The sequence below is a fragment of the Methyloglobulus sp. genome, from assembly GCF_046714055.1.
Taxonomy (GTDB): domain Bacteria; phylum Pseudomonadota; class Gammaproteobacteria; order Methylococcales; family Methylomonadaceae; genus Methyloglobulus.
Genome location: NZ_JBKKBJ010000181.1, coordinates 1 through 9,928, shown reverse-complemented (window position 1 = coordinate 9,928; position 9,928 = coordinate 1). Strand labels below are relative to the sequence as shown.

General features: G+C 49.9%; 11 protein-coding genes and 1 pseudogene. 6 read left to right on the top strand and 6 right to left on the bottom strand.

Going from position 1 to position 9,928, the window contains the following annotated elements:
• From ACLQ6D_RS10830 to ACLQ6D_RS10820, 3 genes and pseudogenes are all read left to right on the top strand, one after another.
• Positions 1–509: pseudogene (locus ACLQ6D_RS10830) on the top strand (hypothetical protein); the annotation flags it as partial.
• A 135-nt stretch (positions 510–644) separates the two neighbouring features.
• Positions 645–1,490 (top strand): transposase, encoded by an 846-nt coding sequence (locus ACLQ6D_RS10825; protein ID WP_411727294.1) that lies wholly within the window; start codon positions 645–647, stop codon positions 1,488–1,490.
• Positions 1,379–1,783 carry a transposase gene (locus ACLQ6D_RS10820; RefSeq protein WP_411727293.1) on the top strand — a complete coding sequence of 135 codons (405 nt, stop codon included), beginning with the start codon at positions 1,379–1,381 and terminating at the stop codon, positions 1,781–1,783. The genes ACLQ6D_RS10825 and ACLQ6D_RS10820 overlap by 112 nt, the downstream gene beginning before the upstream one ends.
• A 740-nt stretch (positions 1,784–2,523) precedes the next feature.
• Here the strand turns inward: ACLQ6D_RS10820 and ilvD are convergent.
• From ilvD to ACLQ6D_RS10800, 4 genes are all read right to left on the bottom strand, one after another.
• Positions 2,524–4,215, bottom strand: a complete 1,692-nt coding sequence (gene ilvD, locus ACLQ6D_RS10815; RefSeq protein WP_411727292.1) for a dihydroxy-acid dehydratase — start codon at positions 4,213–4,215, stop codon at positions 2,524–2,526.
• A gap of 72 nt (positions 4,216–4,287) precedes the next feature.
• Complete coding sequence (locus ACLQ6D_RS10810; protein ID WP_411727291.1) at positions 4,288–4,965, bottom strand: TIGR04211 family SH3 domain-containing protein; 678 nt, start codon at positions 4,963–4,965, stop codon at positions 4,288–4,290.
• A 43-nt stretch (positions 4,966–5,008) separates the two neighbouring features.
• Positions 5,009–5,911 (bottom strand): ornithine carbamoyltransferase, encoded by a 903-nt coding sequence (gene argF / locus ACLQ6D_RS10805; RefSeq protein WP_411727290.1) that lies wholly within the window; start codon positions 5,909–5,911, stop codon positions 5,009–5,011.
• Positions 5,880–7,103, bottom strand: a complete 1,224-nt coding sequence (locus tag ACLQ6D_RS10800; RefSeq protein WP_411727289.1) for an aspartate aminotransferase family protein — start codon at positions 7,101–7,103, stop codon at positions 5,880–5,882. Before ACLQ6D_RS10800 ends, argF begins: the two co-directional genes overlap by 32 nt.
• 158 nt (positions 7,104–7,261) lie before the next feature.
• On the opposite strand from ACLQ6D_RS10800, the gene grxD reads away from it, so the two are divergent.
• The gene (gene grxD / locus ACLQ6D_RS10795) at positions 7,262–7,585 is read left to right on the top strand and encodes a Grx4 family monothiol glutaredoxin (RefSeq protein WP_411727288.1); all 324 of its coding nucleotides are present in this window, start codon (positions 7,262–7,264) and stop codon (positions 7,583–7,585) included.
• Between the two features lie 21 nt (positions 7,586–7,606).
• Here grxD and rnt read toward each other — a convergent pair whose 3' ends face one another.
• The gene (rnt, locus tag ACLQ6D_RS10790; RefSeq protein WP_411727287.1) at positions 7,607–8,242 is read right to left on the bottom strand and encodes a ribonuclease T; all 636 of its coding nucleotides are present in this window, start codon (positions 8,240–8,242) and stop codon (positions 7,607–7,609) included.
• Positions 8,243–8,344: 102 nt separating this feature from the next.
• Between rnt and ACLQ6D_RS10785 the strand changes: the two genes are divergently transcribed.
• A complete protein-coding gene (locus ACLQ6D_RS10785) occupies positions 8,345–9,139 on the top strand; it encodes a VacJ family lipoprotein (protein WP_411727286.1) in 795 nt (264 codons plus the stop codon).
• Between the two features lie 109 nt (positions 9,140–9,248).
• A complete protein-coding gene (locus tag ACLQ6D_RS10780; RefSeq protein WP_411727285.1) occupies positions 9,249–9,470 on the top strand; it encodes a hypothetical protein in 222 nt (73 codons plus the stop codon).
• 297 nt (positions 9,471–9,767) lie between these two features.
• Here the strand turns inward: ACLQ6D_RS10780 and ACLQ6D_RS10775 are convergent.
• Positions 9,768–9,928 (bottom strand): transposase (locus ACLQ6D_RS10775; protein ID WP_411727295.1); only part of this gene is annotated, 161 nt, incomplete at its 5' end.

Here is a 9,928-nt window from a genome sequence, read left to right as displayed (position 1 = left end):
TTGGGTATAAAACGAGGGAAGCAGGACGGCTGGGGCAGCCGCAGGCATTGGCGGTCGCGTTAAGTTTTTGCCGCTTGCTTGGGCTGGGATGCCCAAAACAAGCTTTCGCAAAAATAGCGACTCCCTTAACGCTTTATGATGGTATGAGCATCACAGAAAGCGCAGGTATTAATACCAAAAACCACTCTTACACCATCACCGCCGATGTTGATTTAGCCGATGCCAATACCAATGGCGTGATTATTTCACAAGCGGGGCGTTTTGGTGGCTGGACGCTGTATATGAAAGACGGCATCGTCCATCATGAGTATAACTATTTTGGCTGGGAAAGAACCAATATCGCCGCTTCCGAAGCGGTGACTGCTGGCAATCATGTCATTAAATACGAGTTTACTATGGATGAAGCTAAGCCAGGTTCAGGTGGCACAGCACAGTTGTTTGTGGATGGTGAGCAAGTAGCGGAAGGTAAAATTCCAAAAACAGAACCCTTATGGTTTCTCAGCCGATGAAGGCATTAACGTAGGGGCTGACCACGAAACCCCAGTGTCGGAAGATTACAAAGAAGACGATAATAAATTCACTGGTAAGATCAAGAAAGTAACGGTTGAGAATTTGGCTGGGGAAAAATAAAGCCAGTGAGGAACTTGCAAAACCCATCAAAGCGAGTGGAATTAGTGGCCAGGACGGTCAAAAAAGAAAAATACCTGCCCGTCACTGATAAAACAGAAGCTTCTAAAATTCAAATCTTAAGCAATGAAATGAGCAGGTTACGGGACACATTATCACAGGCATGGCTGAATATACAAGGTTCTTTATTTCCTTGGTTATCAGGGGGACTGGGGTCACTTACCAAGAAGCAACAGGAATTGGTGGCCCCACTAGAAATAGTCCGCATCGAAGAATCCATCTATTCCAGCCGTGGCTTCCCGGGTCGTCCCCGCCAAGACCGCACGGCCATTGCCAGGGCACTTGTGGCTAACATGGTTTATCACAAACCCACTACGCGCGCTTTGCTGGAGCGACTGGCGACCGATAAAACCTTAAGGCGAATTTGCGGATGGGGACGTAAAGGCGACGTCCCTGATGAATGGGCATTTTCGCGTGCATTTGCCGAATTCTCGAGCGCCCATTTGCCTGGGCGAGTCCATGAGGCATTTGTCAAGGACAGCCATGCGCACGAGCTGGTGGGCCATAACTCACGCGATTCAACTGCGATAGTGGCACGGGGGGGACCGATCAAAAAGGAACCTATCCAGAAAATAGCCGCCAAACGGGGCCGGCCCAAACACGGCGAAGGACGCGTCAAGCCGTTGGCCCGCATTGGACGACAAGCCAGTGGCATGGGCCTGGCTGATATGCTGGACGGCCTGCCGAAAGCGTGCGATGTCGGCTGCCTGAGAAAAACAGCGAAGGCCATAAAGTCAGTTGGATTGGCTACAAATTGCACATCGATGTGGCCGACGGCGGCATTCCCGTCAGGGCCGTCCTAACCTCAGCGTCCACCCACGATGGCCAAGCCGCTTTCCCCTTGGCCAAGACCAGCGGCGGGCGCGTGGCCAACCTTTACGGTGTCATGGACTCCGCGTACGATGTGCCGCACATCCACGCCATGAGCCGAGGGCTGGGGCACGTCCCGCTGATTGACGTGGATCCCCGTCGGGGCCGGGCCCTAAAAAATGAAATGACGGCTGAACAGGAACGCTGCCAGATGGTTGGGCACACCACCGCAGAACCTTACGCCATAACGAACGCGGCACTGTCGGGCGCGTCAACGCCCGCTTGAAAGACGGGCTTGGTGGACGGGTGGTCCGTGTGCGCGGACATGCCAAGGCCCTGTGTCATTTGATGTTTGGCATCCTGGCCCTAACTGCGGACCAGATGATGCTTTTAGCCACCTAAAAACAGCACTGGACGGCCATAACAAGGTGATTTGATGGGTTGGGGGGACAGGTATGCCCTGATTTATACAAAAACGACGAAATAACTGGACAACTGACTGGACATAGGGCGACCCGCTCTATGCCGACTACAAAACGGGCCCGTCAGGAGCCATTGTTAACTCACTTCGCTTGCCGGTCGATAATATTGCAAGTGGCTCCAGTGTTTGACATGTAATGCTTAGTGTCTGTTGGTGGGCAGGCTTTTCTGCCCACCTTTTATTTATTTTAGTGGGCAAAAAAACCTGCTCACCCTTGCTTGCTTGTCCAACAAAAAATGATGAAAAAACTTGCATCGTTCCAGCGTGGGAAAAAATCCTGTACCGCTCCAGCGGTGCGAGACGCAGAGAGTGGGAACGCTAAACTAAAGCTTTATCCATTTCTCGATTGCTTCGAGTCATTGCCGCACTCAGATCGAAGGGCGTAATACAAATCCCAAAAAGTTGTTATATGAAACCACTCATCCTGGCCTTCTCCCTTTGGAGAAGGTATCAATGAGAACTTATTGGGAGATGTTAGCCGTATTGCACCAATGGCCCATTTATGCTAACGCCATTGCATCTAAGAATCCATCATTACAATCAATCTAGTTATCCGTCACTGCCCCCAACGATGCCGAACTTACCAGCTTGGCGTATTTCGCCAACACGCCGCGGATATAACGCGGCGCGGGTTGTTGCCATTTTTCCAGACGGCGGGCGATTTCGTGTTCGTTGACGTGCAGGGTCAATTGCCTGGTTTCGGCATCGATGGTGATTGGGTCGCCGTTTTGGACTACCGCCAACGCGCCGCCGACGTAAGCTTCTGGGGTGATATGCCCAACCACAAAGCCGTGAGTGCCGCCGGAAAAGCGGCCATCGGTAATCAATGCGACATCTTTGCCCAAGCCTTTGCCCATGATGGCAGAAGTGGGTGAGAGCATCTCGCGCATACCGGGACCGCCTTTCGGCCCTTCGTAGCGGATGACAATCACATCGCCTTTGACGATTTCGCCGTTCAGGATGCTTTGTAAAGCGCGTTCTTCCGTCTCAAACACTTTGGCCGTGCCGGTAAATACCAAGCCTTCCTTGCCGGTGATTTTGGCAACCGCTCCTTCGGGCGCCAGATTACCGTATAGGATGACCAGATGGCTGTCTTTTTTGATAGGGTTATCCAAAGGACGGATCATGTCTTGCTGGTCGGGATAAGGTTGTACGTTGGCAAGGTTTTCCGCCAGCGTTTTACCGGTGACGGTTAGGCAATCGCCATGCAACAGGCCACCATCCAACAATACTTTCATCAACGGTTGAATGCCGCCGATTTCGATCAATTCCGCCATCAGGTATTTACCGCTGGGCTTCAAATCCGCAAGCATCGGGACATTTTTACCGATACGGGTGAAGTCATCCAGATTAATATCGACATTGCTGGCATTCGCCATCGCCAACAGATGTAACACGGCATTGGTTGAACCGCCAAGTGCAATCACCACGGTAATGGCATTTTCAAACGCGGCTTTGGTCATGATGTCGCTGGGTTTGATATTGTTTTTTATCAACTCCATCACCGCTGCGCCAGCCCGTTCGCAATCCAGGCGTTTGTCTTCGGAAATCGCTGCTTGCGCGGAACTGTTGGGTAAGCTCATCCCCAAGGCTTCTATCGCCGAAGCCATTGTGTTAGCGGTGTACATGCCACCGCAAGAACCCGCGCCGGGGATGGCTTTGGCTTCTATTTCAGCCAGTTCAGCATCATCTATTTTATTATTCGCCCGTGCGCCGACCGCTTCAAATACCGACACGACATCCAGTTTCTTGTCTTTGTGGCAGCCAGGCATAATGGTTCCGCCGTAGACAAAGATAGCCGGACGATTTAGCCGTGATATGGCAATCATGCAGCCGGGCATATTTTTGTCGCAGCCGCCAATGGCAACAATGCCGTCGAATCCTTGGCAACCGACCACGGTTTCAATCGAGTCAGCAATCACTTCACGGGATACCAGCGAATACTTCATGCCTTCGGTACCCATTGAGATACCATCCGAGATCGTGATGGTGTTGAAAATTACGGCTTTACCGTTGGCATTGTTGACACCTGCCGCCGCATCGTCCGCCAGCTTATTGATGTGCATATTGCAGGGAGTGACCATGCTCCAGGTCGAAGCAATGCCGATTTGCGGTTTGCTAAAATCTTCTGTGGTAAAGCCAACGGCATGTAACATGGCTCGGCTGGGGGCACGTTCCATGCCGTCAACGACTAATGAGGAAAAAGTACGGGTTTTGTTGTCGTTCGAGTTAGACATTAATGCCGATTTCCTGCAAATAAAGAAAGGTGTAAAGGAAAAAAGTTATTGTTTCTTGCGATTAGGGTTGTTTCATAAACGATCCCAACCGCTTTTGCGCCGCCAACCGAGCTTGGGCAGGATAAATCCCAAAAACACGCCAGCGAGCGACAAAATTCCGCCATACAAAAACCAGTCCTGGTTAGCGCCGTCTTTTAAGGCGTTGTTTTCAAATTTAAGTTGTTCCAGTTCGCGCTTTACGTTGACAATATCTTCTTGAAGTTTATCCCGCTCGTCTTTGATCTGGATTTGATTGGCAGCAGTTTTTTTTAGTTCGGAAAGTTCCCTATCTAATCTGTCACGATCCGCCGTCAGCGATTGTTCCAGCGTAGTGCCTGGGGTGATAGATGCTTTAGCTTTAGCTAATTCTTCTTTAAGGGTGTCATTTTCTGTTTGTAGGGACGTTAAATTTCTTGTGGTTGTTTCCAGTTGGGTGCGGTTTGGTGGCTCCAACATCGTGTTTCTGGTAGCAATAAAGCCTTGCATACCGCTTTTTAGCTGCACTCGGGAAAATCCGGTCTTGCTATTGTCGTTTAATACAATAAGAGGGGTGCCTGTTGGCAACAGGCTGATAATTTTACCTTTATTGCTCTCTTCGCTACGGAGTGGCAGATCGAGACTGTCGGTCACATAAACCGTCTTGGCGTATGCAGGTGCGAAACTAATAAGCAGGACAATAAGTAGAACGAAAAACACACCGCATCTTTTCACGTGAGCCCCTGTAGTTGATTGCTAGATACAGATTAATATAGTCCTATTTCGCACACAAAAGAAATTCCAGGAGCGCTTTTTGTGCATGTAGGCGGTTTTCTGCTTCAGCAAAGACGATGCTTTGTGGGCCATCAATGACCTCGGCGCTGACTTCTTCGCCTCGATGAGCGGGCAGGCAGTGCATAAAAAGCGCATCGTTTTGGGCTGTATCCATAATCTCAGCGTTGACCTGATAACCTTTGAAGGTAGAACAGCGCTGTTTATTCTCGTCTTCCTGGCCCATGCTGGCCCAAACATCGGTAACGATTAAATCAGAATTTTTTGCAGCGGCGATTGCGGTGTCAAAAAAACGGATTCGTTCACCTGCAGCATCAGCAATCATTTTGTTGGGTTGATAGCCAGCCGGAGCTGCAATATTTAGCTTGAAATCGAGTACCGTTGCGGCATGAATGTACGAATGGCACATGTTGTTGCCATCACCAATCCATGCGACTGTTTTTCCTTGAATGTCACCCCGCCGCTCGAAATAAGCCTGCATGTCGGCAAGCAGTTGGCAAGGGTGTTGCTCAATGGTCAAACCGTTTATCACGGGGACCGATGAGTGCCGGGCAAAGGTTGTCACTGTTTCGTGTTTGAAGGTTCGGAGCATGATGCAATCGACCATGCTGGAAATGACTTTGGCGCTGTCTTCCAGCGGTTCGCCGCGACCCAGTTGCGTATCCCTGGGTGACAAGAATATGGCGTTGCCGCCAAAATGCGCCATACTCGCTTCAAAAGAGATACGGGTGCGGGTCGATGACTTTTCAAAAACCATTCCTAATACTTGTCCTTTCAGAGGTTGATAGTCAGGGTTGCGATGATTTTTAAGTTCAATGGCCCTGTTGATTAAGCTGCGGAATTCGCTGCCGTTAATATCAAGCAGGCTGATGAAGTGTCTTGGTTGCATGGTCACTTATGGGTGAAAGTTGTTCTGTGAACTGTGAAATAAGTATGGCTAGGGTTTCTACGATCTGCTTGATTTGCAAGTCGTCAATTATCAGGGGGGGTAACAGGCGAATGATTTTTTCTTGAGTGACATTGATGAGCAGCCCCTTTGTTAGTGCCATTTGGACAAGTTCGGTGCAAGGCAGATCGAGTTCTATGCCTATCATTAAGCCTTTATGACGAATTTCGAGATAATGGCAATTATCCTGTAAAAGCCCGGCAAGCCCTGAGCAGATAGCTTGCCCCTTGGGTTCAGCTGAGGCGATTAGGTTGTCTTGATCCAAGGTTTCCAGTACCGCTAAAGCAGCGCTACAAGCGAGGGGATTGCCGCCAAAGGTCGAGCCATGATTGCCCGCCGTGAACAATTGTGCAGCCTTGCCATAGGCTAGGCACGCGCCGATAGGTACGCCATTGCCCAAGGCTTTAGCCAGGGTACACACGTCGGGAATAACGCCGTTGTGTTGGTAGGCAAGGAATTTTCCGGTGCGTCCCATACCCGTTTGAATTTCATCCAGCATCATCAACAGGTTATGCTGGTTGCAAAGTTCACGGATTTTATTCAAATAGTCGCTGGCTGGGATATTGATCCCACCTTCACCCTGGATCGGCTCGACCAGGATGGCAACAATATTGGAATTCTGTTCGATAGCGGCACTGATCGCGGCGATGTCGTCATAAGGCACCCGTATAAAGCCCTCGACCAGCGGCTCGAAGCCTTCTTGTATCTTGGCATTGCCGGTGGCGCTGAGCGTCGCCAGTGTGCGGCCATGAAAGCTTTTGTCGGTAACGATAATGGCGGGGCAATCTATTCCGCGTTCGTGACCGTACTTACGGGCGAGTTTGATCGCCGTCTCATTCGCTTCAGCGCCTGAGTTGCAGAAAAAGACATTATCCATGCCGCTCTTTTCAATCAGCCGGTCAGCCAACTGTTCTTGAACTGCAATTCTGTAAATATTGGACGTATGCAGTAGCTTTTCGCTTTGTTTGCAGATCGCCCTGTGGACGGCAGGATGGGCGTGTCCTAAACCGCATACTGCTATGCCGGATAGGGCATCGAGATATTGCTTGTTATTTTCATCCCATAACCATGCCCCCTCACCCCGGGCAAAGGTGACGGCTAAACGGCCATAGGTGGGCATAACGTGACTGGTCATAAGTTCCACCTTCACACAAAAAGGCAGTGAACGGCTGCCCATTGTAAAAACCTTTGATTATAATTTTCAAAGAACTGTGAGGCAAGCTTATTTTTGGAAGATTTCCTGTTTTCTTAATGATAGAATTAAGGCGTTTTTTACAGGTGAGTGGGACAAATATGAATGTTACTGAAAGAATTAAAGATCAGCTTGAAAACAATCCGGTTGTTATATACATGAAGGGCACGCCGGATTTTCCGCAGTGCGGTTTTTCCGGTCAGACGGTGCAAGTGCTGAATGCCTGTGGCGCAAAGTTTATGTACGTCAATATTTTTGAAGATCCCGAATTACGCGAAGCGCTCAAGATTTACTCAAACTGGCCGACTTATCCTCAGCTTTATGTCGGGGGAGAGTTGGTTGGCGGTTGTGATATTGTGACTGACCTGTACCAAAAAGGTGAGTTGAAGAGTATGTTGAGTGCAGTTGGCGGGGTAAAAGGGTAGTTTGTCGGCAGGCTGTCAAGGCTATTCTTCTATTGATTTAACGGTCGCCTCCAGTTGTTTCCAACGGTTGACGATCAAGCAAAAAAGTTCGGCGGTTTTTTCGGCATCGTATAAGGCGGAATGGGCTTTTTCATCCTCCCAAGTTAGTCCTGCGGACTGGACGATTTTCGATAAAACCGTCTGTTGGTAAGCCAGTCCGCCCAGGGTCGCCGTGTCGAAGGTACTGAAAGGATGAAATGGACTGCGCTTTATTTTAGTACGTTGAATGGCGGCGTTGAGAAAGGCAATATCAAAAGCAGGATTATGTCCGACTAGGATGGCGCGGTTGCAGTTGTTGCGCTTTATGGCTTTTTGTATAGGGGCAAACAGCAGTTGCAGCGCTTCCTGCTCCTCAATAGCCATACGGAACGGATGATGTGGGTCTATGCCGTTAAATTTAAGGGCGGCATCATCCAGTTCGGCATTTTTAAATGGGATGACGTGGGTTGAGTGGTGTTCCGTAATGATGAGTTCACGGTTGGCATCAAATTCGACAATCACGGCGGCAATTTCCAGCAACGCATGTTTTTTGGCGTTAAACCCCGCCGTCTCTATATCAATGACAACGGGGAGGTATCCTCTAAAGCGTTTGTCGAGGGGAATAGTGGACGTAGTCATTGATGTGTTTTGTGAGTTAGGGTGTCGCTGGAGGCTCCAACTTATGGTATGTTAACCGCAGTTAGGTCAAAACAAAAATAATAGTCAATTATGGGGCAAAATATGCAAAAGAAAAAACAACTAATGCAGGCACTTAGCCTTGCGTTTTTTACCTTTTTGTCGGGATGCGCGACGACCAATAATGCCAGCGATCCACTGGAAGGCTGGAACAGGGGTGTGCAATCATTTAATGATAAGTTTGACGACTATGCCATGAAGCCCGTTGCCAAGGGCTACAACTGGATGATGCCTGAGTTCGCAGATCAAGGCGTGTCAAATTTTTTCAGCAATATTAACGATATTGCAGTCACCATCAACGACTTGTTACAGTTCAAGCTGAAGCAAACCGGCATGGACGGCTCACGTTTTTTGCTTAATTCCACGGCTGGTTTAGGCGGTCTGTTTGATGTCGCATCGATGATAGACCTGCCTAAACATCATGAAGACTTTGACCAAACGCTAGGCGTTTGGGGTGTTCCTGCAGGGCCTTATCTCGTATTGCCGTTGCTTGGGCCTAGCTCGCCAAGAGGCGTAACCGGCTTGATTGGTGATGCCGCCATGAATCCCGCTACTTATGTCGGTTTTGGCGCTTTCCCAGGTCTCAGCAGTGCTGTTGAAGCAGGAATCAGTAGCGGGATGTATGTGCTGAATGCCATCGACAAACGCGCCGATAACCTGGCGACTGAAAAAGTCGTGTCCGAGGCGGCATCGGTTGACCGTTATGAATTCATAAAAAATGCCTATTTCCAAAGGCAAAACTATCTTATCAGCGATGGCAATCTGCCGGAAGGTGAGGGCGATCCCCTGGAAAACCCCGAAGATGGCAGCTTAGCGCCTCTTGATCCTCATCCGCGCTAGCCTATTGTTTGGAACTGGACGGGGTACAAGCCCAGTGCCGTTAAGTTAAGCCTCACTTGTGTTGGCGCCGTGGCTTTGGGTCGGGTCTGGACTTGGGTCGTGGTGCGGAATGGCCTGGCAGCTTCCGTTCCAGGGTTTTCTTGATGAGGGTGAGAATGCTGGGCACGTCGTCCGGGGACACACACTCGAGCAGCCAACCGAACAGGCGGAGCCTGGCGAACGCATAGGTCAGATTAGGTTGGTGGCGGGCGGCTTTTTCGTTTGGCAGGGTTTAGTGTGTGCCGGGCAGTCCAATGCTTCGGCAAGATTTCTTCGCCGCCGTTGGGAGTGATGGTTTAATTGTAAGAGGTGTAAGAGGTGTAAGATGATCCCACAAAGTGAACAAAAAAGGCCTGATTACACGCTTGAATTTAAGCAAGATGAAGCTAAGTTATTGAATGAAAAGGCTATACACACCAACAAGCGGCAGATAGTTTAGGTATTTCCCTAAGGAAGCGCTGAACAAATCCGCTGGCTTCGTTTTATAATAAAAATTAGCCCCATTGGGGGCTATCAAGTGGGCAAAGTTGCCCTTTTCTCCCTGTGCACCGCATTCCGTCCCCGGGAAGGCAACAGACGGATTCCGCCCTTAGGCGGCCACCAGTCGCCTGAGCAGGTACAGGTTGGCCAGCCCCACCAGCATGTTAACCTGTGCGGCATTTTTCTGGAGGCCACGGTAGCGGGCCTTACGGAAACCGAACTGGCATTTGACGGCCCGGAAAACATGTTCGACCCGCGCCCTGACCGAAG

Bases quoted from the DNA above. Each gene is read 5' to 3' on its own strand.
- ilvD (WP_411727292.1), bottom strand. From the start codon at position 4,215: ATGTCTAACTCGAACGACAACAAAACCCGTACTTTTTCCTCATTAGTC.
- argF (WP_411727290.1), bottom strand. From the start codon at position 5,911: ATGCAACCAAGACACTTCATCAGCCTGCTTGATATTAACGGCAGCGAA.
- ACLQ6D_RS10800 (WP_411727289.1), bottom strand. From the start codon at position 7,103: ATGACCAGTCACGTTATGCCCACCTATGGCCGTTTAGCCGTCACCTTT.
- grxD (WP_411727288.1), top strand. From the start codon at position 7,262: ATGAATGTTACTGAAAGAATTAAAGATCAGCTTGAAAACAATCCGGTT.
- rnt (WP_411727287.1), bottom strand. From the start codon at position 8,242: ATGACTACGTCCACTATTCCCCTCGACAAACGCTTTAGAGGATACCTC.
- ACLQ6D_RS10785 (WP_411727286.1), top strand. From the start codon at position 8,345: ATGCAAAAGAAAAAACAACTAATGCAGGCACTTAGCCTTGCGTTTTTT.
- ACLQ6D_RS10780 (WP_411727285.1), top strand. From the start codon at position 9,249: ATGGCCTGGCAGCTTCCGTTCCAGGGTTTTCTTGATGAGGGTGAGAAT.